At 59.4% G+C, this 26488-nt stretch carries 16 protein-coding genes; 6 read left to right on the top strand and 10 right to left on the bottom strand.

Translation table 11 applies throughout. The features are described 5' to 3' along the window. Positions 1–86: 86 nt before the first annotated feature. Complete coding sequence (locus H1B37_RS00485) at positions 87–932, top strand: PhzF family phenazine biosynthesis protein (RefSeq protein ID WP_182864646.1); 846 nt, start codon at positions 87–89, stop codon at positions 930–932. 75 nt (positions 933–1007) lie between these two features. On the opposite strand, the gene H1B37_RS00480 is transcribed toward H1B37_RS00485, so the two are convergent. The 4 genes from H1B37_RS00480 to H1B37_RS00465 form a co-directional block, all read right to left on the bottom strand. Beyond that, positions 1008–2429 (bottom strand): sulfatase, encoded by a 1422-nt coding sequence (locus tag H1B37_RS00480; protein WP_182864645.1) that lies wholly within the window; start codon positions 2427–2429, stop codon positions 1008–1010. A gap of 109 nt (positions 2430–2538) precedes the next feature. After that, the gene (locus H1B37_RS00475) at positions 2539–2688 is read right to left on the bottom strand and encodes a hypothetical protein (RefSeq protein WP_182864644.1); all 150 of its coding nucleotides are present in this window, start codon (positions 2686–2688) and stop codon (positions 2539–2541) included. A gap of 169 nt (positions 2689–2857) precedes the next feature. Then, positions 2858–4030, bottom strand: a complete 1173-nt coding sequence (locus tag H1B37_RS00470; protein ID WP_182864643.1) for a hypothetical protein — start codon at positions 4028–4030, stop codon at positions 2858–2860. 394 nt (positions 4031–4424) lie between these two features. After that, positions 4425–5867, bottom strand: coding sequence for a sulfatase family protein (locus tag H1B37_RS00465; RefSeq protein WP_286177289.1), 1443 nt, complete (start codon positions 5865–5867; stop codon positions 4425–4427). Positions 5868–6044: 177 nt separating this feature from the next. Between H1B37_RS00465 and H1B37_RS00460 the strand changes: the two genes are divergently transcribed. The 3 genes from H1B37_RS00460 to H1B37_RS00450 all read left to right on the top strand — a co-directional run bounded on the left by H1B37_RS00460 (position 6045) and on the right by H1B37_RS00450 (position 10592). Further along, positions 6045–7994, top strand: a complete 1950-nt coding sequence (locus H1B37_RS00460) for a RecQ family ATP-dependent DNA helicase (protein WP_182864641.1) — start codon at positions 6045–6047, stop codon at positions 7992–7994. A 373-nt stretch (positions 7995–8367) separates the two neighbouring features. After that, entirely contained in the window at positions 8368–9972 is a 1605-nt protein-coding gene (locus H1B37_RS00455) for a sulfatase family protein (RefSeq protein WP_182864640.1), read from the top strand. Positions 9973–10091: 119 nt separating this feature from the next. Then, positions 10092–10592, top strand: coding sequence for a lactoylglutathione lyase family protein (locus tag H1B37_RS00450; protein WP_182864639.1), 501 nt, complete (start codon positions 10092–10094; stop codon positions 10590–10592). On the opposite strand, the gene H1B37_RS00445 is transcribed toward H1B37_RS00450, so the two are convergent. Both H1B37_RS00445 and H1B37_RS00440 read right to left on the bottom strand, forming a co-directional pair. After that, positions 10587–15014 carry an ELWxxDGT repeat protein gene (locus tag H1B37_RS00445; protein WP_182864638.1) on the bottom strand — a complete coding sequence of 1476 codons (4428 nt, stop codon included), beginning with the start codon at positions 15012–15014 and terminating at the stop codon, positions 10587–10589. The two genes, H1B37_RS00450 and H1B37_RS00445, sit on opposite strands and share 6 nt — an antisense overlap. Before the next feature lie 337 nt (positions 15015–15351). Then, entirely contained in the window at positions 15352–16719 is a 1368-nt protein-coding gene (locus tag H1B37_RS00440; protein WP_182864637.1) for a right-handed parallel beta-helix repeat-containing protein, read from the bottom strand. A 254-nt stretch (positions 16720–16973) separates the two neighbouring features. Between H1B37_RS00440 and H1B37_RS00435 the strand changes: the two genes are divergently transcribed. Continuing rightward, on the top strand, positions 16974–17567 hold the full coding sequence (locus H1B37_RS00435; protein ID WP_182864636.1) for a hypothetical protein: 594 nt from the start codon (positions 16974–16976) through the stop codon (positions 17565–17567). A 15-nt stretch (positions 17568–17582) separates the two neighbouring features. On the opposite strand, the gene H1B37_RS00430 is transcribed toward H1B37_RS00435, so the two are convergent. Further along, a complete protein-coding gene (locus tag H1B37_RS00430; protein ID WP_182864635.1) occupies positions 17583–18413 on the bottom strand; it encodes a hypothetical protein in 831 nt (276 codons plus the stop codon). Positions 18414–18758: 345 nt separating this feature from the next. Here H1B37_RS00430 and H1B37_RS00425 point away from each other — a divergent pair, with 345 nt between their 5' ends. Next, positions 18759–20069, top strand: a complete 1311-nt coding sequence (locus H1B37_RS00425; RefSeq protein ID WP_182864634.1) for an outer membrane protein assembly factor BamB family protein — start codon at positions 18759–18761, stop codon at positions 20067–20069. 31 nt (positions 20070–20100) lie between these two features. Here the strand turns inward: H1B37_RS00425 and H1B37_RS00420 are convergent, their stop codons facing one another. The 3 genes from H1B37_RS00420 to H1B37_RS00410 all read right to left on the bottom strand — a co-directional run bounded on the left by H1B37_RS00420 (position 20101) and on the right by H1B37_RS00410 (position 26475). Next, the gene (locus H1B37_RS00420; RefSeq protein ID WP_182864633.1) at positions 20101–23355 is read right to left on the bottom strand and encodes a DUF6797 domain-containing protein; all 3255 of its coding nucleotides are present in this window, start codon (positions 23353–23355) and stop codon (positions 20101–20103) included. Positions 23356–23655: 300 nt separating this feature from the next. Then, a complete protein-coding gene (locus H1B37_RS00415) occupies positions 23656–25188 on the bottom strand; it encodes a SpoVR family protein (RefSeq protein WP_182864632.1) in 1533 nt (510 codons plus the stop codon). Positions 25189–25194: 6 nt separating this feature from the next. Then, positions 25195–26475, bottom strand: a complete 1281-nt coding sequence (locus tag H1B37_RS00410; protein WP_182864631.1) for a YeaH/YhbH family protein — start codon at positions 26473–26475, stop codon at positions 25195–25197. Between the last annotated feature and the right edge of the window lie 13 nt (positions 26476–26488).

Raw genomic sequence — 26488 nt, 5'->3', positions numbered from 1 at the left:
AGCTGGGACGGCGTCGTCCGTTCGTTTGCGACAACGCCGACGGACAGCACTGACCGTTCACATCGCCTGACAAAACACATCGCTTTATGCCCCCCAGCTACGAAATCCCCCTTTGGCAAGTCGACGCGTTCGCCGATCGTCCGTTTTCGGGGAATCCGGCGGCGATCTGTCTGCTCGACGCCGCTCGTGATGCCGAGTGGATGCAGAACGTTGCCGCGGAAATGAACCTCTCCGAGACGGCGTTTGTCGTCCCCACCGGCCACCCCAATGAATTTCACCTCCGCTGGTTCACTCCGGCGCTCGAAGTGGATTTATGCGGACACGCGACACTGGCAGCCGCGCACGTGTTGATCGAGCAGGGGCGTGTGGCCGCGTCGCAATCGATATCGTTTCAAACCCGAAGCGGGTGCCTGAGCTGCACGAGTGATGGGACGTCAATCACGATGGATTTTCCCGCGACGCCACCAACGGGTCAGATTGATTCGGCCACGGTCTCTGATCTACAAAATGCTCTGGGTGTTGCCACGGAGTTCGTCGCTAAATCGAGAGAAGACATTTTTGTCGTCGTCGATTCCGAACCAACACTGCGCGCGGCAGCTCCAAACTTTGACAGACTCGCACAGATCGAGACGCGCGGTGTCATCCTTACCGCGGCTTCGACCACTCCCGGGATCGACTTCGTGTCCCGCTTCTTCGCCCCACAAAGCGGGATCAACGAAGACCCCGTGACAGGGTCGGCCCACTGTTGTTTGGCACCCTATTGGTCCGATCAACTTGGGCGAACGTCGCTGATCGGCTATCAAGCATCCCCACGCGGCGGCGTGGTTCACACTCAAGTCGATGGCGATCGCGTGCGATTGACGGGGCAGGCGGTGACCGTGATGAAGGCGAAGTTTTTGGTCGACCAGTCGTCATTCGCTGAGCAAACGTAGCTACCTTCGCCAGAAGGTGGATCCCCGGCATTTTCCACGCTCGCATCGAGTGTCGCGACGGTGATGCGTCGCTGTTCAGCGATCGCGGTATTGCGGATTGGGTCGCATCGGGTCGGCGCCGACTTCGCGACGCCAGTCCCGCAGCGATTGAATCAACTCGGCGGCCTTCTCCGATTCGGACTGCGATAGGTCATGTTGTTCGCCAAGATCGTTGTCCAAGTCATACAGCGACACTTCGCCGGTCTCGAAGGCTTCGATCAATTTCCACTTTCCGGCGCGGACCACGCCCGAGGGAAAGCTTTGGGGATGCTGGTTGTAATGCGGGTAATGCCAGTAGATTGCGTCGCGATTCAGGCGTCCTGTTCCACTCAGCACCGGAACCAGGCTGACGCCGTCGACGTGCTGGTGGGGACGCGGTGGCAACCCGACCGCTTCCAGGATGGTCGGATAATAATCCGTGCCGATCACGGGCTGGTCGGACACCGACCCTGGCATGGTGCGTGTCGGCCATTTGATGATCAGCGGCACCCTCAATCCGCCTTCGTAGTTGGAACCCTTGTTCGCTCGCAGCGGTGCATTGCTCGTCGCTTTGGCAAAGCCTCCGTTATCGCTGGTCAACAACACCAGTGTCTCATCCTCGACTCCCACGTCCGCGAGCGTCTGCATCACGCGGCCGACACTGTCATCGACGCTTTCGACCATCGCCGCATAGGCGGGCTTTCCCTGACGTTGGGACGTTTCAATCGCCTCGTACTTCTTCTGCTTTTCCGGCTTCCCTTGTAACGGCGTGTGCACCGCATAGTGCGACAGCATTAGAAAAAACGGACGATCGGCACTGCTGCGGATGAACCGTTCCGCCTCTTCGGCCAAGCGGTCGACCAAGTAGTCGCCGGGTTTTCCGGAAAGCGGGGCTTTTTTCACCAACGTCTGCCCGGTCGAAGGGATCTTCCATTGCCCTTCGAACGGATAGAAATAACTGCCGGGCGCGCCGTAGTCTCGCCCGGCGATGTTCACGTCGAACCCGTGGTGCTCCGGGTAATAATACGTCTCGGTTCCCAGATGCCACTTGCCGATGAATCCGGTGCGGTAGGCCGATTCGCGCAAGGCCTCAGCGAGCGTCACTTCCTCCAGCGGCAGATTGGAGAGATAGCGTGCCTCTTTCAACCGGCTTTTTTCCGCATCCCAACGCCCCGACGGTAACCACTGGGTCAGCAACAGACGCGCGGGATACTTGCCGGTCAGAATCGCCGCGCGGCTTGGCGAACAGACGTTACACGCGGCGTAGGCATCGGTGAATCGCATCCCCTCGGCCGCAAGTCGATCGATGTGCGGCGTTTGGTAGTCATCGCTTCCGTAGCAACCGACGTCTTTCCAGCCGAGGTCATCGACAAGAATCAAGACGACGTTGGTCTTGTCGGGCGACTCGGCACCGCGAGCATCCCACGAAGCAGAGGCAAAGCACAGACTGACCGCCAGGGCGATGCACATTCGAGACATGGCACTTCGAAAATCGTTGGTGTGACCGGAGGCAAGAAGACGAGTGTTTTGTCGCTACATTCGCGAAACATCTCTACGGCCAACAGTCTACACGGCCTGCGACTCGCCCTCAGTCCCAGTCGCCGAAATCACCGTCGTAGCCGTCATCGGATGACCATCCGCTGGCTCCGCCCAACAGGTGGAACGCGAAGAATGAACCGGCCACCAACGCCAACACCAAGCCGACAAACAGCTGGTTGTCTTGAATAAATGTTTCCATCGAGAGCGACACCGTTTTTTTGGGCAACGGAAGGATTCGAGCAACCGTACGTCACGCAGCACTCGCTCGCCTGATGATGCCTCGCCCCCGACAAAATGATCCTTCAGCGGGGGCTGTCGCTGTGCAAACCTAGCGATTACAGCGGATGGATCAAAACTGCCGCCGCCGACTAAGCCGCCTTTCGCTTGTTCTGTGTCGGTTGGCCCAGCCAGCCGGAGATCGCTTTGAGGTCTTTTTTCCAGTCGCCCCCCGTCCGCCGACCGAGGAACGTCTCGTACATCAGATCCATCGTTTCGCTCAGTTGACGGATCGCGTCGATGCGGTCATCGTCATCGAACTCTTCGTCGTCTTCCAGATGAATCTTCGCGCCGCTGATCCCGAACGTCTCGGCTTGCAACGTCAGGTCGAACTGACGGTCCTGGCGGACAATCGTCATGCCGGCTTTGCGTGGCAGTTTGCCGCTTTGGATCGCCTGCATCGCTTCGGGCAACTTGACGGGAGCTTCGGCGGAGATGCTCTCCTTGCCTGATTCTCCCAGCGGACATTCCAAGCTCAACGTCTTGGCCAACATCACCGTCACTTCTGAATCATCGGCCAGGGTGATCGTGTCAGATTGGGTTTCCAGCGTCCACCATAGCCACATCAGGAACTCGTTGCCCAAGAAGTCCGGCGACTGTGAATGTTCGTTGGACCACTTGTGGCTGCCCATCGTTTGCCCGGTGACAAAGCTGACCGGTTGTAGATCGTCGACCTCGCCGTACAGCTCGTTGTCGATCCCCCACTGTTCGGCCAGCGATCCCGCACTCCAGTGTCGCAATTCGACACCGAAGGCACGTTCGACCAGATCGATGCAGTGCCGCCCGGCCGTCCCGACCGAGCCGCCGAAATACAGGATCTCGTTGGTGTAGTCCCACAGCATGGGAAAGGACTGCATCTTGCGGTATTTTCCCGTCGCCGCTTCGGCCTCACACCGCTGCTCGACCGCCTCCTTGGCCTCCTTGCGCTGCGACTTGGTGACCGTCCCGGTTTCGCTGTCTTTGGCGATCCCCGCCAACTCCATCTGCAGCCAAGCGGCACGATAGGCCGCGGGGATTTGATTGGTGTCGAATCGGGCGGAAAAATGCGCCGCCTCGTTGATCACATTCTTGCTTGGATCAAAGTCCTGGTCGAACAGGTGCTCGCCGCCCAAGAATCCGACCGACACATTTTCTTCCGAAGAAGTCTGGAATTTTCCGGCGGCGTGGTTGGAAAGGATCTCGATCTGATCGTCGCCGAAACTGTCCGCCTCGAATCCGGTGACACTGAATCTTTGAAATCCGAGGCTACCGCGAAGGAATGGCATAGACGATCCCGTGAATGTTGATTTTAAAGGCGAACGAATGGAAGCGTCGTGCACTTATCGACGGATCGTCACACGGAATTTGTTGTGCGGAAGCCAATCGTCATCATCGGTAAGGTCGGTGTAGTTTTTTGGAGCTGGGAGCTGGGAGTTGGGAGTTGGGAGTTGGGAGTTGGGAGTTGGGAGTTGGGAGTTGGGAGTTGGGAGTTGGGAGTTGGGAGTTGGGAGTTGGGAGTTGGGAGTTGGGAGTTGGGAGTTGGGAGTTGGGAGTTGGGGCAAAACGAGGGGGGCAAAACAATTCGGTTCTGCGAATTCCGCCGTCATTTCGCCACCCCATCGTTTTGCCCCCATCGTTTTGCCCCCATCGCGTCACTTGTCGTCCGGAAACAGCGGCCGGCTACCAAACCAGCGGCAACTGTTCGTCACCCGGCTCCAGTTTCCCGGCCGGGCGAATCTCGGTGCCCTTGGTCTTGGTCAATTTATCGCCCAACTCGTTGCGATACCGGGCCGCGGCGGCTTCCAGTTCGGCCACGACGCCTGGAAACTCTTCGGACACGTCGGTGGTTTCGCCGATGTCGTTGTCCAAGTCATAGAGTGCCCGCTCGGCCATCTTTTGCTGGTAAGCGATCGGCAAGCCTGCGGTTCCCCCGGGGTGTCCGTTGAGTGTGCGGTACTTGTGTGGAAACACCAACTTGAAACGTTCGTTTCGTACCGCTTCGAGTTCGCCTTTGTAGAAACACGCGAACGATTCGTGGGGCGTTTTGGCATCGCGGTCGCCGAACATCAGCGGGCGGATGTCGTGGCCGTCGATCTTGTGATCGGGCAAGTCGGCGTCGGCCAACGCGGCGATCGTGGGCAACAAGTCGATGGTGCTGGCAAAGGTGTCACAGGTCGTTCCCGCGGGGATTTTTCCTTTCCACCACATCAGGGTCGGTTCGCGATAACCGCCTTCAAACATCGTGCCCTTTCCTTCACGCAGCGGCGTCGCCTTACCGGCGTGCGTGCCATAAGAAAGCCAAGGCCCGTTGTCGCTGGTAAAAACGACCAGGGTATTGCGTTCGGCCCCGATGTCTTCGATCGCGTCCAGGATTTGCCCGACCGACCAGTCCACTTCCATCACCACATCGCCGAACAGCCCGCGTCCGCTCTTGCCGCGAAACTCATCGGAAACGAACAGCGGAACGTGCACCATCGGGTGCGGCAGGTACAGGAAGAACGGTTGGTCGCTATCACGCCGGATGAATTCAACGGCGCGCTCGGTGAACTGTTTCGTCATCTGCTCTTGGTCCGCCGGTGCCATGCGATCGATGACGATCTTGGTGTCCTGGATCATCGGCAACTCCGCCCAATTGCTCGGTGCGTCGGGGTTGATTCGTCGCTTGGCAACAGTCTGCGGGTGCAGCGGCCACATGTCGTTGCTGTACGGGATGCCGTAGTACTCGTCGAAACCGTGGTTGGTGGGCAGGAATTTGGGATGGTGTCCGAGGTGCCACTTTCCGTAGACCGCCGTGCGGTACCCCTTGCTGCGGCACACTTCCGCGATCGTCGTCTCGTTCGCGTTCAATCCGATCGTCGATTTGGGGCCGAGAGCGCCGGAGATGCCAATGCGTTTGTGATAGCAACCGGTCATCAAAGCCGACCGCGAGGCGCTGCAAACGGCCGAGGACACACAGAAATCGGTGAACTTGCGTCCTTCGGCGGCCATGCGATCCAGGTTCGGCGTCGGGTACCCCGTGTCACCGAACGGGCCGATGTCCGCGTAGCCCATGTCGTCGATGAAAATGATCACAACATTGGGCGGTGTTTCCTGCGCCCACGCCCCGACCTGACAGCAGCACATCAGCGTCCAAACGACCAGCGGACACAAAAATGAATGAAGCGGGATTGATTTCATGACAGTGTTGGTAAACCTTAGCGACATCGGGAAATGGGGCATCGGCACGCCCGGCGTGTCAGCCGTTTGCATTCGGGAGGCGCCGTGTGCAGTTGGAGCGCACAGTATAAACAGGGAATTGCGATGGCATTGGCGGAAACGGAGTTGGGTCGAGAAGCCGGTCAGGTGTTGCGGGATCGGTTCGGGTTGGACGAATTCCGTGCCGGCCAGGCGGAGGTGATCGAGCGTCTGCTGGCCGGCAAGAATACCGCGGCGGTGTTTCCGACCGGCGGCGGCAAGAGTCTGTGTTACCAATTGCCCAGCCAATTGTTGAGCGGAACGACGGTCGTGGTTTCGCCACTGATCGCGTTGATGAAAGATCAATGCGACGCGTTGGCCGCCCGCGGGATTCGCGCCGCACGATTGGATTCCTCGTTGACCGAGCAAGAATTCCGCGACGCCATGCGAGGCATCCGCGACGGGTCGATCCGGCTGCTGTATGTGGCTCCGGAGCGGTTTTTCAACGAACGCTTTCTCGCTTCGGTCGGTTCACTCGATGTGTCGCTGTTTGCAGTCGACGAAGCTCATTGCATCAGCCAATGGGGTCACAATTTTCGCCCCGACTATCTGAAACTGGCTGAACTGGCGGGCAAACTGGACGCCGACCGCATCCTGGCGCTCACCGCGACCGCGACGCCGGCGGTACTGGACGACATTCGCAAAGCCTTTGCCATTGAACCCGACGATGCGATTCGCACGCCGTTCCACCGCCCCAATCTGCAGCTGAAAAGCACCATCGTGTCGGCGGCCAGTCACTACCCGACGCTGATGGAACGCATCACGTCGCGAGACCGCGGGGCCACGCTGGTTTATGTCTCCAAACAGAAGACGGCCGAGACGATCGCGGAGCAACTTTGTGACGACGGACTGCCGGCGACCGCCTACCACGCCGGCATGGACGCCGAGACACGGGCGGACATCCAGCAACAATTCCTGGCGTCCGACGATGGCATCATCGTCGCCACGATCGCGTTCGGGATGGGCATCGACAAATCGAACATCCGCTACGTCTATCACTTCAACCCGCCCAAGTCGCTCGAAGCGTATGCCCAGGAGATCGGTCGCGCGGGGCGTGACGGCGGACCATCGGTCTGCGAATTACTGTTGTTGCCCGAAGACCGCGTCGTGCTGGAGAATTTTACGTACGGGGATACGCCCAGTCGTCACAGCGTCGGGCGGATGATCGATTTTTGTCACGGTCAACCGGACGAATTTTTTGTTTCGCATTACAAGCTCTCGTTCGAAACCGACATCCGAATCCTGGTCGTCCGCACGTTGCTGACCTACCTGGAACTGGACGGCTACTTGCAAGCCACCTCGCCGCGCTATGACAGCTACAAGATCCGCCCTCTGGTGACCTCCCGCGCCATCCTCGACAACTTTGACGGCGAGCGGCGTGAGTTTCTGGCCGGGCTGTTGGGTCAATTGACCAAAGCCCGAAAGTGGTTCTCGCTTAATACGGTGACCGCCGCCAAGACGCTCGGACAAGACAGACAACGGATCGTCAAAGCCGTCGATTTCATGGCCGCGCAAAACTGGATCGAAGTCAACGTCAGCGATCTGGTCCACGGTTATCGTTGGAAACGACGCCTGGAACAGCCCAAGGTTGTTGCCGACGAGTACTTTGACAGGGTACAGGACCGAGAGAAGTCGGAAGTTTCGCGGCTGGAGGACGTGTTCACCATCGCCGGTGCGTCGAGCTGCCAGTCACGGCTGCTGGCCGAACATTTCGGTGAAACGATGGACGATCCTTGCGGCGTTTGCAGCCACTGCACGGGCGATGGCCCCTTTGACATCCCCGCGATCGCAAAACGCGAGATCGGTGACGGCGTGCGTCGCGCCCTACAGGAAGTCTGCCGGCAGTACCCGGACCACTTTTCAACCGCCAGGCAACGCGCCCGGTTCCTGTGCGGTTTGTCGTCCCCCAAGATGGTGCGTTCGCGACTGTCCCGCCACGCCAGCTTCGGCGTCTGCGAACAAATCCCGTTCGCCGACGTGCTTCGCCAAGTCGAGTCGGATGCTCTCGACCTTTAATCAGAACAGAAACTTTTGCGCGGCCAACACGAGCGCGACCAGGCCGATTCCGTAAACGACGACCGAGCGGACGATGGCGTCAATTTTGTCGGCATCCATACTTCTTGTTTTCCTCAGTTGATGGCACTGCTGTCCCAGATCCGCCAGCGGTTGGCGAATCAAGCAGGGGCAGAGTCTGATCAGACGCCGGCCGGACGCAACGTGTTCCCGGAAAGAAGGAAAAAAAGAGAGCCGTCCAAGGGAGGGCAAAACGGACCTTCGTCACGAACCGTCCGTCCGGCCTCTCCCACCGGACGTCCGATCGTCCCTAAACTGGGTAAATCGAACTTCTTGTTTCCCGCACGCCCCTCCATTTTGACGCGACCGCCGACCGATGAGACCACCGATTGCACTGCCCAAGATTGTCCTGGCGCTCCTCGCCGTGTCGACCATCGCCCCCTGGCCCCACGTCCCCGGCGCCGCTGCCCAGCGGCCGAACATCCTGTTCATCTTTTCCGACGACCATGCGTTGAACGCGATCTCGGCCTATGGCGGACGCCTGGCGGAGGTCGCGCCGACCCCCAACATTGATCGAATCGCAAACGAAGGTGCCCTGTTCCGCAACTCCTTTTGCGCCAACTCGATTTGCGGCCCCTCGCGGGCCTGCATCCTGACCGGCAAACACAGTCACAAGAACGGGTTCCTGCGCAACACCGGCACGGGGTTTGATCAATCGCAATGGACGGTCGCAAAATCGCTCCAGCGCGGCGGGTACCAAACCGCGGTGATCGGGAAATGGCACCTGAAAACGGATCCCGTCGCGTTCGACCATTGGGACATCCTGCCCGGACAAGGCAACTACTACAATCCGGTGTTCATCTCGATGGACGGCAAGCAGCGAAAATTCGAAGGCTATGCGACCGACATCACGACCGACAAAGCCATCGATTGGTTGGATCGACGCGATGCCGGCAAACCGTTCTTGCTGATGTGCCAGCACAAGGCACCGCACCGAACGTTTTCACCGGCGCTTCGCCACTTGGGCACACTGGACGGCGTCACGATCCCCGAGCCCGACAACCTGTTCGACGACTACGCGACGCGCAGCAAGACGTTGCCGAAGAACGAAATGGAAATCGATCGTCACATGACCTGGGCCTACGATTTGAAACTCCGCAAGGAGGAGATGCAGGGCGTGACCTTGCCCGAGTTCCGGTCTTACGGAACACCGGAGTACAATCGCATGACGCCGGATCAAAAGGCCCGATGGGACGCGCACTTTGCGCCGAAAAACAAAGCCTTTATCGATGAATACAAGACCGGCTCGATCGATCATCCCGCGTTGGTCCGTTGGAAATACCAGCGTTACATGCAGAACTATTTGGAAACGGTCAAGGCGGTCGATGAGAGCGTGGGGCGGTTGCTCAAGTACCTGGACGATCACCAACTGGCCGACAACACCGTTGTCATTTATTCCTCCGACCAAGGGTTTTATCTGGGCGAACACGGTTGGTTCGATAAACGATGGATGTTCGAAGAATCCTTCACGATGCCCTTTGTGATCCGCTGGCCCGGCGTGATCGAGCCCGGTTCGAAGCCCACGGCGTTGATTCAAAACATTGATTATGCCCCCACGTTTCTGGACATGGCCGGGCTGGAAACCCCCGACGAGGTGCAAGGAACGTCGATCGTCCCGGTGTTGAAAGACAGCGAGCAACAGATTCGCGATGCGCTCTATTATGCGTATTACGAACTGGGCGAGCATGCCGTCCCGCAACACTTCGGTGTCCGGACACACACGCATAAATTGTTCTACTTGCCTTGGACCGACGAGTGGCAACTGTTCGATCTGGTCAACGACCCCGCGGAAATGAGGAACGTTTATGCGGAACCGGAGTACGCGGATGTCCGGGAAACACTGCATCAAACCTACGACCAGCTGCGGTCAGTCTACGACGCCCCGAGCTACGAAGAATACGCCCCGCCGCGGAAACGCTAAGGATCTGCGCGGCGTTAAGTGGTTCCGCTGGTGCCTGACGGGTCGAGCATGTCGATGTTCATTGACAGGAACCTGCTACCCGACCGGCATTGACCGGCCCATTTCCCCCCGAGCACACCATGACCTATCCACGATCGTTTTCCCACATCGGCATCTCCGTCACGGATCTCGACCGCGCCGTTGAGTTCTACACCCAAACGCTGGGATGGTACGTCATCATGCCTCCGACCGAAATCGTTTCCGATGACTCGGCGATCGGCGTGATGTGCGACGACGTTTTCGGCGATGGATGGGGGCGGTTCAGGATTGCCCATTTGGCGACCGGCGACAAGATCGGCGTCGAATTGTTTGAGTTTGCGAATGCCGAAACGCCGGAAAACAATTTTGAGTACTGGAAAACCGGCGTGTTCCACTTCTGTGTGCAGGATCCCGACGTGGAAGGTCTCGCCAAGCGGATCGTCGAAAACGGCGGCAAACAGCGAATGCCGGTCCGAGAATATTACCCCGGTGAAAAACCCTACCGGATGGTTTATTGCGAAGACCCCTTCGGCAACATCATCGAAATCTATTCTCACAGCTACGAATTGACCTACTCAGCCGGTGCCTATGGCGGTTCATGAATGATCCAGGCGTTTCAGGAATCGCAGTCCGAATTGGCCGTAATCTCGACCGTCGACGTCACCGTCGCCATCAAAGTCTAAATCGGGATCGTATTCGCCCGGTGACGTGCGCAGGAACGTCATGCCGAAATGGCTGTAGTCTTGCCCGTCAACATCACGGTCTCCGTCGCTGTCACCGTAAAACCGGAAGAAGCTATCGGTCGCCTGTTCACCGTGCACAAAGTCGCCACCGAGATTCAATCCCGTCTGCAGAGATTCGACGGCGGTCGAGCGCACGGTCAATTGATAGTTTCCGTCGGCCAACGAATTCAATAATCCGGTCGTGCCGGCTTGATCGCGGGTGATGACCGAGGGGCCGGGGGCGAACGTCAGTTCGACGATCGTTTGTCCGTCGCGGAAGACAGAATTCACGATCAACGACGTCACCTCCGTCCCGGTGTCTCGGTTCACCAACTCGATGTCGGATTCCGAAATCAAGACTTCTTCATCAAAAACCAGGCTGACCGATTCGACCGTCGAACGCTGCATCGGGTCGACCGGCGGGTACACTCCTGGCGGTGACGCAATCGCAACCGTCGGCGGAACCGGGGCATTGGCTGTCAAGCGGAACAGTTCGTTTCCGACCAGTCCATTGTCGGCGACAAAGAGGAAGTCGTTGCCGAAACGCTGGAACTGTTGCGGATCGCTTCCGTAACGCAGGTCTTGATTCAGGTCGCTGATCAAGCCGGTGTTGGCTGCGACGCCGCCACTGCTCCACGGCTCGCGACCGACCGCGCCGTCGTCGGTCACGCTCAACAGCAGTCTCGTTCCGGTCGACGCCTGCGGTTCGGGATCACTGCTTTCGATGCCCGGCTGCAAATCCGCGACCAACTCGGTCCCGCCGGAGGTGCCGTCGGTGATCCATAACTCCCTTCCAGTGCCCAGGTCCGCAGGACTGACACCAAACCGAGTGAGATACTGTCCGTCGATCACAGTCGGGCCGGTGATTCCGGGACCGGACCAGGCGACGGACAAATTGTCACCGCCCCCGCCTTCTTTCATCAGCGCTTCGATGTAATAGACTTGGCCGGCGACCAACGAAACCGGTGCCGATTGTTGGTCGGTGGGATACTTGTCGTACTGGCGAGAGCTGGTCCACGCCGGGACCGACGCGATTTGGGTTGCGTTGGCGGGATTCTCATCGGAACTCAATCGCAATGATCCTTGGTCGTCCGATGCGATCCAAAACGTGTAATCGCCGGTCGTCGGAATTGTCAGGTAGGCGCGGATGCGAGCGCCATAACTGTCCGCCGCATTGGTGGGGATTTCAAAGGAGTCGAGCAAGGCAACCGAATCGGGTGCATCAGGATAGTTGGGGGCGGTGGTGAGATTGGTCAGTTGGGAACCGGCGATCCCGGAGAAAATCTCCATCAACGCACCACGATTGGATTGTTCGGCAGCGAAGTAGACCTTGCCGCCGACCTCGGTGAATCCGTCGGGATTCGAATCGCTGCTCAGCGGGCCGATGTTGGCGACTTGGGTGGCCACCGTGCCGTCGGACAGGAACGGTTCCGAACCATCGACTCCGTTGTCGGCGGCGAAGTAAAGTGTGCCGCCGATGTCGGTCAGTGCACCGGGGTCGGACGCACCGCCGGGGTTGATGTCAAACATTGTTCCGGCCGACGTGTGCAGCTCGCGCCCATTGGTGCCATCGTCGGCGGAAAAGAACAGGCGTCCGCCGCTGGTCGTCAAATCCCAGGGGTCGCTACCGACGGCACCGGGATTGAGGTCCCCTTCGATCTGGATGCCGCCCCCGTCGTCACTGGCCGAAAACAGCTCGCGTCCCGAGACGCCATCGTCGGCGGAAAAGTAGACCCGGCCGTTGAACGCCGTCAGATCCCTCGGATCGCTGCCGACATTTCCGCCGTTGAGATCCTGGACCATCGCCGTCCCCGCCGCCGTCCCATCGCTGCTCCACAATTCCTCGCCTGTCGTTGCTTCATTGACGACGAAGTACACACGCCCCTCCGCCGCGTTCTCGACGAACATCGTCCCTTCCAAATCGACTTCGACCGGCGCCCTGGCCAAGAATTCGGTGCTGCCCGAACCGTCGTAGTAGTACATCGCGCCGCCGGATCCGGCGACGGAATTGTAAAACACCACGCCACTGCCGAACCGTGCCAGCCCCGAAACCTTGTCGATCGCCGAAGGTGTCATGTCGGCGATCATTGCGACCGAACCGCTGTTCGAATCGGCCTGCCACACCGCTTGGCCGTTGATGCCGTCATCGGCGATGAAGTAGACCTGATCGCCGACCGGCGTGACGTTGCGGATGTCAGCCGATTGCGTTCCCGGATTGATGTTGGCGACCGGATTAGTGGTCGACGCGGTGCCGTTGCTGGTCCAAAGCTCGCGGTCATTGAAGTCATCCAAGGTGGTGAACAACAAGGTTCCGCCGACGTCGGTCAGGTTTTGCGGATCCCCGTCCAGCGGCGCGCCGTATTCATCGCTGCCGGGCCGCGAGTCGATCAATCGCAGCGTACCGCCCGCCGTTCCATCGCTGACCCACAACTCGCGCCCGGTGCCGACGGGTTCATCGGCAGAAAAATACAGCAGGCCTCCGGATTGCGTCAGATCGCTGGGGTTGGAACCACTGCCTGGCACCAGATCCTTGACCAGCACCGTGCCGTCGGCCGCTGCGTTGGTCCGGTGCAATTCGCGACCGGCGGGAACGCGCGCGGTCGTCTGTGCCGACAAGTCCGCGGTCAATTGCGCGTTCACCACAATCGCTTCGGAACCTCCGTCGGCAAACGCGGGCGCCCCGTCGCGTCCGATCGTCATTCGAATGGTAGCCGTCGTGACGGTCGATCCGCCGGAATTGCTGATCGCAAGGTTGGCGGCCGTGCGTGGGGCGTACCAGTTATCTAATTCGTCGCCGGCCAGTTCCAACACGGCCGTTCGGGTCGGCGAGTTGTTGAGGAACAATTCAAACACCAATCCTTCGTGGGCTTCGTCGAACTGATTGCCCGATGCAAATCCGGAAAAGTTGATGTTGGTCAGCCCCGCCGCGTCGGAGATCGTCCATTCCCAGAAGTCATCGACCAAGTCGCCCGAATCGATGTCGGCAAGGTAAAAATCATTCGCCGCTAACGTGTCCAGCTGCACGCCCGGGTCACCGATCTTGCCGTTGGCGACCCAGCCGGGGCCGTCGTTCGTGCTGGTGTGCGACTTTGCGGTGAAGACGCCGTTGCCGCCGAAAATGGCAAGACTGCCGCGATCGGGGCGGGCGAGATCCGAGACGACGCCCGCATAGGCTGATCCGTTCACGATGGAATTGTCGGCCGACAGGGTCGGGATCGGAGCGCTGACGGTGGTCGCCGGCACCACACCCTCGGCTGCAAAGAACAGCGTTTGCCCGACGACTTCCAAGTCGGTCGGGTTTGGGGCGACGCCGTCGCCGGCGGCCCCTGCAACCATCGTGGTGTCGCCGGAACCCACGTGACTTTTGAACAACTGCCGGCCGGTCACGCCGTCATCGGCCGAGAAAAACACATGCCCATCGAAAGCCGTCAGATCATCCGGGTAGGACGAACCGTTCGGGTTCAAATCGGCGACTTGCACGGTCCCGCCGGACGTCCCGTCGCTGCGGAACAACTCGACGCCGCTGTTGGGATCGTCGGCGACAAAGAACAACACGCCATCGATGTTGGTCAACGAAGTCGGATAGGAACTGATCGACGGATCGGGATTCAACGGATCGCTCGTGTCGATCGCGAGATCCTTGACCATCACGGTCCCGGCCGCCGTGCCATCACTCTTCCACAGCTCACGGTTTTCATAGCCGTTCTCATACGACGTGAAGAACAGGGTCCCGTTGACATCCGTCAGTTCTTGCGGCCGGTCGATGATGCTCTGGTCGGGATTGATGTCTTTGACCAGCATCGTCCCGCCGGTGGCTTGGTCGTGCACCCACAATTCGTAACCGGTCTGGTATTGATACGCGGTGAAGAACAGTTTTTCCCCCGACGCCGTCAGATCGCGAAAGTAGTAGGCCTCGTTGACATCGGAGTCGAACACCAACGTCGTTCCGGCCGTCGTGCCGTCGGTTTTCCAAAGGTCGGTTTCGCCGAAGTCGTCCAACGCCGTGAAGAACAATTCCGTCCCCACCACGGTCAACTCTTCGGGCAACGATCCGTCCGGCCCCGGCAGCAGATCGGCGACCAGTTGGGTTCCCGCCGTTGTGCCGTCGCTTTTCCATAACTCACTTCCGCTCCGTCCGTCATCGGCAACGAAATAGGCCTCGTCACCAAACTGCACTAGTGAATCGATCGCTGCGGAAACACCTTGCTGATTGATGTCGGCCAACAGCGCGACGTCAAAGGCCAACAGCTCGCGACGTTCCAATCGCTCGATCAACGATGCAAGACGTCGACGTCGATTCACACGGTCGTTCCGACGCCGATTCCCGGCGACGGGGGATGAATGAAGCAGTGGCATTGGCGACGATCGAAGAGCGAATCACGAAAAGTAAGATGAGTGAGGGGGCCGATCGGCGAGATCAGCGGACACCAGGGTATCCGATACGATTGCCGCGCGCGCTCAAAATCCCGCTCGCCCCTTCCTTCAGGCCTGTCCGGACCCACCCCGAACTCCGCAACCCATAATGATGGGGGCAAGACGATGCCAGGCAATCCGAGGAGGAGTGGGCCGCATGGATCGGCCGTTTCGCGTCGACTTGCCAGGATCGATTCGGCGAAGACGTCGGCAAAGACACTGATCCTCAATCCGGTCGGCGGAAGCGATTGGAGGTGGCATCGACGTCGCTGCCGCCGGCTTGCCGGACGTCGATCGCATCGTCGCTGGTCGCGGTGAACAGGCAGCTGGAAATCAGTCCGAACTGGACGTCGTCGACGAGGATGCCGGCGCGAGGGACGCGCGCGAAGGAGCAGCCGTGAATGTTGACGCCGTCGCAGCGACGCAGTTGCAATGCGGCCGGATGCTCGATGACCTCGCCACCGTAGTGGTCGCCGTTGATGGTGATGTCCCGGCAGTCTTCGAGGATCACGCCCAGCTTGGCCTTTCCGCCATCGCCGTAGTGATAGCGTGGATTGCGGTCGTACAGGTTCCCCGTCATCACGACCTGTTTGCAATTCCGCGCAACGACATTCGCCGCATAGCCTTTCCACATCGTGTTGCCGCTGATCGTGATCCCTCGCACCGCGGTGATGTCCAGGTTGGTTTGGACATCCGACAGCACGTTGTCGGCGATGGTGATGTTGCCGGTGCGGCGTTCGTCGGTGAACGGCCGCTCGTTGGACCATCCATTGATCCGAATGTTTGCCGAACCGGGCGCGTCGTGCGTGTGCTGGATCGTGCAGCCGACGATCGCCACTTCGCCGACGGAGGTGTCGGTCGAATCGAGCCAGACGTTGGCGGTGGGTGGGGACGATGCGTCACCCATGTTGCCTTCGATGTCACAGGTGCCGATTTGCAAATTGCGAATCTCGCTGCCCCGCGAAACGATTCCGCCGCCGGCGTTGTAGCTGATGTGGCAGTTGGCGATGTTGATTTGGTGCAAATTCAACCGATCCAGAAACACGCCGATGCCGTTGTTTTCGTAAAGATGGCACTCCGACAACGTGACGTTGCGATTGCGACCGATCAGGTGGACGGCATGCTTGGCCTTGCGGACGACCAGGCGGGTCAGCGTCAATTGCATGGTGCCGTTGGCCTCGATCCCGCACGCGTCGGGGTGTCCACCGAGGATCTCGATGCCATCGACCATCGGCGTGCGTTGGCGATCCCAAACGTTCGGTTTGACCGTCCGCGGGCTGGCCGTCCCGTCGTGGGTGCCGATAAACCGAAACGTCGGTCCGGCAGCTTCCATCTTGAACTGCGCGACGCCGTCGCCCCGCAAACTGGTCCATCCGGTGCGGTCCAAATCGATCGTGATCGGCTTGGTGATCCGGTAAACGCCGCGGCCGAATTCGATCAATCCGGTCTTGGCATCAACGGCTGCCTGGATCGCCGCGGTGTCATCGGCCACCCCATCGCCGACCAATCCCTTGGGAACCTCGGCGTGAACCGAGAGCGTTACGAACGATACAGCCAAGAAGAACGATCCGAATCGGGCAGCATGCATGGTCATCAATGAAATCGGGGGGGCAATTGGGGCGGTTGTAAAGGTTGCCGCGGCAATCACGACACAGAAACGGTGCGTTGTCACGCCGGGATCTGGGGAGGGACGAGGATTCCGTTCTATCGTTTTTTAAGCCGTATTGTCGGCGGCGATCGGGGAAGACGCATTGTAGGTTCAAAAACGCAATCGGTGGCACGGATCCATGCAGCACGGACCGCTGTGCTTTGCCGCGTACCGTACCGGCGAAAAGAGAAGAGACACAAATGATGGATGCGATTCAAATTGGCTCGACCGGTTGGATTCTGATCGCGGGTGCGTTGGCGTTTTTGGTCACGGTTCTCGCGTGCTGGGTCTTTTCGTTACAAATGTGCATGGCGTACTTCGGGGAGGAGATCCCGAGCTATGCGGGGTGTGCGGGGCTGAAATTAAAAATGATCGTCGCGATCGGGGCGACGCTGCTGGTCGGATACGGTTTTTTGGGTCCCCTGGGTTTTCTGGCGATGCCGGCTTCGATCGTCGTGGTGTTGATGATGATTTCGGATGCGGCCAGGTGTGATCGCTTCTCCGCCGCATTGATCGGGTTGGCCCACGGCACGATCTGTCTGGCCGCCACAGGTTTCTGTGCACTCGTGTTCTGGCTCGGATTGTCAACGATCGGTTTTGAACCCGAGCGCATCGCGTCGGAAGTTCGATCGATCGTCCAACAAGGGTCGCAGTTGGATGCCTTGTCGGTGGAGGCCACCGAACACTCCGGTCGTCGTCGCAACGTTTCGCATTCCAATCCGTTCATGGGATCAACCGACGAAGAGGCGAACACGACGACCGGCGAACCGGAAATGGAACTCAAGACGCAGTAGTTCTGCCGCCAGCGTCTAGACGCGACGGCGAGATCGCCGACAGGCCAACGCACCGATCAACCACAGCGTTCCCACGGCGGCGGACGGTTCGGGAATCGCGGTCGGATTGCCGCCTAAAACGCGGAAGTTCGTGAACACGGCATCCGCGTTTCCTCCACTCCAGGCCGACGTCGGCGGCGGCGAGTCGCTGCGGAGAAAGAAGCTGGCCATCAGATCGCTGCCCGACCACTGATTCTGGATCCCGGCGAAGGTGTGCGACACCGTTGGGGCAGACGCAGCCAGAGTCGTTGACGCGCCCACGATCACGTCACCACCGGAGGCCTGGTAGGCGACGAACAGGGTCCCCGATTCAGACGCGGGATTCAGGAACGGACTGCCACCGAGCGCCACCGGCGTTTGGTCGACGTCGTTGATTCGCGCCGCACCGCCAAAGGAAAGGAACGGCGAACCATCCAAGGTGCCCATCGCCACACCGGCCGAATTCATCCCGTCACCGTCTTCACCGATCCCGAAACCAAGGCCCAGGAATCCTGTCGGATTGCCCGAAAACGCCCAGTCGTAATCGATCGCGAGTGAAAAGTCGGCGTCGGGGTTGAAATAAAACCCGGCGGCGGAAGCCAGCGGTGTTGCCCCGTCGACACTTTGAAATCCGATGTCCGTGCCCGCAGGAACGGCCGTGTCCAGCGCCGAAAGCGTTGCCGAAGCAGCATTGACGGAGGCACTTAAACCGGGATGGTCGGGATCCTCGACCAGGGTCCACGTCCCAAAGTCGGTCACATCGGCATGGGCGGTCACTCCCAAGACCAGAGTCAGTGCCGGGATCAGCAGGATTCGAAACGCTTTCATTGGAGCAAGGGTCCGAACAAATAAGAACCGTCAAGAATTGATGGTTCGATAGCATAATCACACCGCCGTTATCGATCGAATCAATCGATAGCCAATCCCGACGGGAGTATCAAAGCGGACGGCAAATGGTTTCAGGACAGATGGCAGAAGTATTGGGGGGGCAGAAAAATGCAGCGTGGGAGAAAATGATCAGACACGAAAATGGGTGACAAGAAAATGCCGGGGAAATCTGACGACTGACGAGGTGGAACTTGAAACACGTCGTCAATTCAGCTCAACTCACCCTCCAGAGAACGCTTCTGCCATTCGCGGACAATCACATCACTCGTTTTCAATCGCAGCCTGATGACTCAAGCCCCGCTCAAACTTTTGGTCATTGGTCTTGTCGCCTTGGTCGGTTGTCGCAAGCAGACGCCGGTCGACGAAGTGTCACTCAGCGAGAGCGGTGTGGTCGTCTCCGAACGCGACTTCAGCGATTTGGCCGGACAGTGGCCCCAGTGGCGTGGCCCCAAGGGAAACGGCGTTGCCGATGACCAACCGCTGCCGACGACCTGGGACGATTCGACCAATGTGGTGTGGAAGAGCGACGTGCCGGGACGCGGGCACAGCAGCCCGATTGTCGTCGGTGATCTGGTCGTGGTTGGCTCGGCGATCGATGCTCAATCGGAACAGATCGTCGTCGCCTACGATCGCGAAACCGGGGACCAACGCTGGCAAACCACGGTTCACAAGGGCGGTTTCCCGAGTGACCGCGATGTTCACCACAAGGCGACCAACGCGAACGGCACGTTGGCTTCGGACGGCAACCTGCTGGTAACCGCCCACCTGAACAGCCAGCGTGTCTTTGTCACGGCGTTGGACCTGGAGGGCAACCAAGTCTGGCAGCGGGACATCGGTGCGTTTGCGTCGAAGTTCGGCTATGCGCCTTCGCCCGTCTTGTACAAGTCGCTGGTCATCATCGCCGCAGACAACTTCGGCGGCGGCTATCTGGTGGGGATGGACCTCAACAGCGGCGAGATCGCATGGCGAACCAAACGCGGCAATGCCAGTTCCTACTCCAGTCCCCACGTGGCAACCGTAGGGGGAGTGGATCAAGTGTTGATCAGCGGCGGCGATCGCTTGTCCAGCTACGATCCCGCGACCGGCGAGTTGTTGTGGGAAACCGAGTGCCTTGCCGAAGCGACCTGCGGCACCGTCGTCACGACCGACGATCGGATCTTTGCCGCCGGCGGATACCCGGAAAAGGAGACGGTTTGTTTGTCCTCCAGCGGCGAGCGAATCTGGTCGGACCGAACGAAGGTCTATGAGCCCTCTTTGATCACCGACGGGGAACACGTCTTTGCCGTCAACGATGACGGGATCGCGCTGTGCTGGTCGGTCGACGACGGAACGAACCGGTGGAAAAAACGCCTGGGCGGCAGCTTCAGCAGTTCACCGGTGCTGTGCAACGGAAACATTTACGTTGCGGACCTGTCCGGAAACGTTTACGTCTTCGGCGCGTCGGGCGACGAGTATCAGCAGGTCGCCAAGAATCGGCTGGGCGACGATTGCTACGCCAGCCCCGCGATCGTTGACGGTTCGATCTACTTGCGCGTCGGCATCGGCGACGGCCGCGGGCGCCGCGAACAGCTCGTTCGCATCGCGACGGCGGAATGATACGGGACTGAGTGTTGGTGAATCCATCCAATCACTCCGCCAAAACATGAATGGTGCCCTGAATCACCCGCCCGAACGAACGGCCTGATTCGCCACGCAGCTTGTACGCGATTTGGATCGTCCACGTCGGCTCGATCGCGGGGATCTGCAACTGGACGGTTTTGCCGTCGCCGGAAACCTCGACCGCGGTGACGTCCAGCGTTCGCTCGTTGAACCGGTCGGAACCATAGTTGGCCGTTCGTCGCAGGTCCCATGTTTCGACCAGGTAATTGTTCGGATCGGCAGCGGCGGTGACCTGGACGGGATCGGAGAACGTCAGCGTGACGCCGCGTTGATGGGCGTGCATCGCGGTGGGCAAGTGCATCGGTTTGCCCGTGGCACGTATCCGGTACAACCCGCCAGGGTTGTCCGTTTGGTTGCTGCCCCAGGCACTCATCCCACACGCGTACAGGTGTCCGTCGCTGTGGAAGCGGCCACGCATGATGCCGGTTTCAAACTCCGGCAGCGGCAACCGGCACATTCCTCCCTGCCACTGACCGCCGACCTGTTCGTGCGGCACAAGGAAAACTTTGCCGTAACCGTAGGACAAGCTTAACAGTCCGCCGTCGAGCGCGCCCCATCGCCGGCTGTCGACCCACAACAATTCGGCGGGCGAGCGATCGAAGGGCTTGTTGGGCCAGCACAGCGGTGGCTGCATCGCCGAATCACGGGTATCGTCGGGCGCGCCATAGCTGTACATGTTACCGTAGAAACCGCCTTCGACCACGCGATTGATCCGGTTCATCGGTGTCCAATGGCCCTCTTGGTCAGTGACGAAGAACGACCCGTCGGGATTGAGGCAGACACCGTTGGCGGCGCGAAAACCGTTGGCCAAGATCGTCGTCTGCCGTCCATCGGCACTGACCTTCAACAGCGTGCCGTGCTGCGGGATCAACGAGTCCTGGGCGTGCCGTGCGCTCTTGGCATAGTAAAGATTGCCTTCGTCGTCGGCCTGCAACCCCATCGCGAATTCGTGGAAGTGCTCGGTGACTTGGTGGTCGTGGTTAAAGCACTGGTAGAAATCGGTTTCCCCGTCACCGTTGATGTCATTCAGGACGACAATCTGATCGCGGCATCCCACAAAGATCTTGCCATCGACGATCTTGATGCCCAGCGGATGAAACAGGCCCGACGCAATCCTCCGCCAGCGCAACTCTCCGCCCGGCTGCGAAATCCCCTGGATGATCCACACATCACCGTCACAGCAGCAGGCGACCATCGAATCGCCATCGGGAAAGAAATCCAACCCCGACATTCTCAACCGACTCTTCCACGGGTTCGTCGTCGGACGTGTCAGTTCGTCAACGGCAAAGCCACCGGAATCGTCTCCGGTCTTGGGCTCCGTGCTCAGCGTTTGGGGCCACTGGGCAGGACCGCCATGGGTCAGTGGCCGTAGGTCTTCCGGTCCGGCGGAGAACCGGAACGACGGATCCGTCTCGTGATGAGCAATATGCAATTCCAAATCAACCGGCGTGCTTTCCGCCGGGATTTTTAAGATCGCCAGCCCGTCCACGTCTTCCGCTTTCAAACCCTCCGGTCCATTGACGGCGACCGAAACGGTGTTTTGGGGAGCGATTCGGATCGCCATGTCTCGCGATGATTTCCCGATGTTCAAGACGCGGATCCAAGTGACGGGAATCTCGAACGGTCCCGGCCCATGTTCTTCGGAGACCCGGTGAGATTCCAGCACCGCCGCATCACCGACGGTGTAGGACAGGACGACGCGGTTGCCATGCTTGTACAAGCCCTTGTAATCCATCCACGAATTTGGAAACGGCCCGTACGCCTGCCCGTCGCGTGCCCGCCAACGCGTGTCTTCGAACGTGCCCGTCAGCGGATCGGCCCAACCGGGGCCGGGCTGATTTTGGAAATGTGTTTCACCCACCGTACGCGGCGACCGCCAATGCTTGCCGTCCAACAAGATGCCTTCCCAATCGATGAATCCCGTCCCCAGCCAAGCACCGGCAACTCGCAGCGTGTCATGCTCGAAGGCCAAAAAGTGTGATCCCTTGGCAACGCCGCCCTTGTGTTGATCCAGCTGAATCGCGATGCCTTTGTAGGCGAAGTTCGTTTCGGCAGGCCAAGTCCGTTCGGCGGGACGATTTTCGCGTCGTCCCCGACGTCGGTCTTCGTCGGTGACTTCAGGCCGCGGCTTCGAGTGTTCGCCGACGACTTCAATGGTGCGAGTCAAGAAGGGCCCGTAGTCCATCTCGCTCCACGGTCGGTTGCGGATGGGAGCGGGACCGCGGAGGCGACCTGGGGGCAAGGAGTCCAGGTACGCCCGATCGACCGGGGTGTATTGCGAGCTGTTGTGTGGTTTTAAATACTCCTCGCGGATGTAATGAATCACATCGTACTTTTCACGCGGCACCAATTGACGTTGCGGCAACATCATCTTGTAGCCGTGAGTCAACGTCTTGTACATCGACAGCGGGTCGCTGCCGTTTTTGAATTTACCGCTCGCGAACCGCAGCGCGTTGGGAAGCGAACCGGCTTGCAGGCGTGTGCCGTGGCAATTGATGCACAGCCCCTTGTAAATCCGCTCGCCGTTTTCAAACGACCGGTCGTTCCAACGATTGATCAATCCGCGATGATCGAGATCGTTTTCATAGGCGGGCAACGGGGGAGGTTGGAGCATCGACGGATCGGGCTTCATCAATGCCGCCTGCTCAGGGCCGGCCTGTCCCAATTCGACCAGATAACAGACCAAGTCAAAGAAGTCGCGTTCGTCGTCGAGTTGGTTGATCAGCCCGCTCGGCATGATGGATCCGGACGCCGCGCGTGCTTCGACGCTGTCCAAGGCAACCCTCACGGGTTCCTCGTCGCCGGGAACCACAACGGTCAGCGTTTGGTCGGTTTCGGCGGCGATCATCCCGCTGACGACACGACCGTCATCAAGCAATAATCGCTCGGCGCGGAAACCCGGCCGGACGACCCTGGACGGATCCAGCAACGACTCGATCACGTGCGCATAGGTCGCCCGCTCGTTCATTTTCGCCAGATCCGGTCCGAGCCGGTTTTCACCATCGTCGGCCACGTGGCACTGAACACAGCTCAATCCGGTTTGATAAAACCGAATCGCCCCGCGCGACGCATCGCCAAAGATGTGGGCATGGCGCGCCAGTTCATCCGCGTCGCGCTCTTTCAACTCCGCTTCGAGTGTCTCCTGTGCCTGGGCGAGGCCCGAGAGAGAGACAAAGGTGATGAAAAGCCAACTGAACCGAAGGAAACAGTCTTTAATTCGCACGGGGGGAGTCAACAGAGTACGCAAGAGTGTGGACTCCAGAGTGAATGTGGGCGGGCATCGTGTGCTGCACCAATTTACTCGAAATCCCGGTGGGTGCGTGGCCGCCGTTGGATCGTCGCCGTCCTCTCCGAGGTCGGCGCGGGGCAGAACTTCGTTTTTTCGCGCACGCCGAGTTCGGAGAACACGGCGCCCCTCGGAACGCATCGTCAGGTTCGCAAATTGAGTTGCAGTAGACTACTGGGCTGTCATCAAGCCTGAAAGATTACTCCGCAACGAGAGGTGGAAGCCTCTCCCACATTCCTACGGCAGGGCGACGGCGTCGTAATCGTTGAGCGTGCTGCCGGTGTCGGCGTCGATTTCGATCAAGCGGACACGATAACCCCACAGATTGGCGACGTGCCGCAGCACGCGATTGCAATCATCGGAACTGAGGATCTTGCCGTCACGAACACGATGGGTCAGCACCAATCGCCGGTTGCCCTTCAGATCCGCCTCGGTCACCTCGATCTCCGGCTCACGCTTGGACAAATCGTACTGGTGGGCCATCCGGCGGCGGATCTCACGATAGCCCGCTTCGTCGTGAATGGCGTCGACCGACAAATGCGGTGATCCGGAAATATCACTGACGGCGAACAAACGCAGCTTTCGAATCAGGTGCGGGCTGAGAAACTGCAGCACGAAACTTTCGTCGCGATAGTCCGCCCAAGCGTCGCGCAACACCTGCATGAAATTGCCTCGTCCGGCGATCTCGGGGAACCACTCCAAATCCTCCGGTTCCGGCGTCTCGCAGATTCGCTCGATGTCCTTCATCATCGCGAACCCCAGTGCATAGGGATTGATGCCCCTGAATCGCCGGTCATCAAAATCGGGCTGCGTGACGACGGCGGTGTGCATGTGCAAGAACTCCAGCATTGCCGCTTCATCCACCTGGCCGGTTTCGTGCAACCGATTCATGATCTGGTAATGCACGAACGTCGCACAGCCTTCGTTCATCAACTGGGTTTGTTGCTGGGGGTAAAAGTACTGTGCGGTTTTCCGAACGATGTCCAGCACCTCACGCTGCCAATCCTTCAACTTGGGCGCGTGCAGCGAGAGGAATCGGAGCAAGTTTTCTTCGGGCAGCCGCAGGGTGTTGTCGTCGCCTTCTTGGCTCTCGTCATGGTCCGTCTTTCGACGCTCCTTGGATTTCGGCAACGTTCTCCACAGGTCGTTGAAGGTTGCTTCTTGATGGGACTTTCGCGATTCGGCCTTGATGGCGATGTCTTTGGCACGGGCGGGGTGTTTGGGGGCGTAGCGACTGACGCCCTGCGGCATCAACGCATGTGCGGCATCGAGTGTCCGCTCGACCGCCTGCAAACCGTAACGTTCTTCACAATCGGCGATGAAGCGTTTCGCATAGGCCAGGTCATCCAACACGCGACTGGCACGGGTCCATTGGCGGAACAGGTAATTGTTTTTGAAAAAGTGGTTGTGACCGAAGGACGCGTGCGCGGTGACCAGCGTCTGCATCGTCATGCTGTTTTCTTCGATGACGTAGGCGACACAGGGGTCCGAATTGATCACCAATTCGTAGGCCAGCGATTGCGCCCCTTTGCGATACAGCATTTCTTCGCGGGAATACCGTTTCCCGAACGACCAATGCGAGTACATCAGCGGCATGCCCAGCGACGTGTAGGCATCGAGCATCTGTTCGCTGGTGATCACTTCGATCTGGTTGCGATAGACATTCAACCCCATCTCGCCGATCGCGATCTCCTCGATCGCATCGTGCACGCGTCGCAGGAGTTCGAAATCCCACTCCGGGCCTTGGTACAGTAGCTTTCGATTGTCCATGATCGACTAAGACGGCTGCCGGTTGCTGGCGAACAGTTTATGAAACACCGGGTAGATTTCGGTGGGGTCCAAGACCTTGGCACGAGCGAATTGGGGATGCGAATCCAATTGCGAGTATCCGTTCCACAATGCACTGGTGTACGACGATTCTTCTTCACCGACCTCGATGTAGGCATAGTACTGGCACAGGTCCAAGATCTCGTGTTGAAGCAGCGCGATCGTCCTCGGCATGTCGTGGTCAAAGTTATGGCCGTCGGAGGCCTGTGCCGCGTAGATGTTCCAATCCTGGACCGGGTAACGTTCGCGGACGATGCGAAGCATTTCCTCCAGCGCCGACGAAACCACCGTTCCGCCGGTCTCGCGGCCGTGAAAGAACGTTTCTTCGTCCACTTCGGCGGCCGTGTAGGTGTGCCGGATGAAGACCAGTTCGACGGCCCGGTAGTGACGCGTCAAAAACAGATGCAGCAGGATGTAGAAACGTTTGGCAAGGTCCTTCAGGGATTCGGTCATCGACGCCGACGTGTCCATCAGGCAGAACATGACGGCCTGCGTGGTCGGTTTGGGCGTCTGCTCGAAACGGTTGTAACGCAGGTCGACGGGATCGAGAAACGGGACCGCCTGCATGCGATAACGGAGCTGTTCGATCCGCCGGACCAGGCCTTTGACTTCCTCGTCGTGTTCGGCGTCTTTCCCCTCGGCTCGGGCTGCTTCTAACTCTTCCTCCAACCGATTCAGCTCGTGCAACCGGGGGCGTTTGAGTGCGATGCGCCGCGCCAGACTGCGTCGCATCGTCTGGGATTTGTTCAGCCGTTGCGGGGAGCCGTCGTTGGCGTAGCCGGCCCGATTCCACTTGGTGCTGGTGATCGACTTGAGTTTTCGCTTGGCCAGATTGGGCAGTTCCAGGTCCTCGAAGAACAGGTCCAGGAACTCATCGCGGGTCAACATGAACACAAAGGCGTCTTCGCCATCGCCGTCGGGGCTGCCGCCGGACCCGCTGCCCGATCCGCCGCCGCTGGGTTTGCGGATTCGGTCGCCCCGCTGGTAATCGTGGTTGCCGGGGATCACATAGCTGCGATCGCCCTCGGTGGAATCGAATCCGAACTTTGGCTCGCCGATGTCGCTGGTGGTGACGGAGACTTTCTCGCCGCTGTCCACGTCGGCAACGCTACGATTCTCGATCGCCTCATTGACCGCTTTGCGGATCTGTGACTTGATGCGACGGAGAAAGCGTTGTCGGTTTCCCAGGCTTTTGGCTTTCGGGTTCTGCCGACGGTCGATCACTTGCATGGGGATCGTCTTC

Source organism: Stieleria mannarensis (assembly GCF_014154935.1).
Lineage (GTDB): Bacteria > Planctomycetota > Planctomycetia > Pirellulales > Pirellulaceae > Stieleria > Stieleria mannarensis.
The sequence above is the reverse complement of the archived record's forward strand: the minus strand, read 5'-3'. Positions and strand labels throughout refer to the sequence as shown.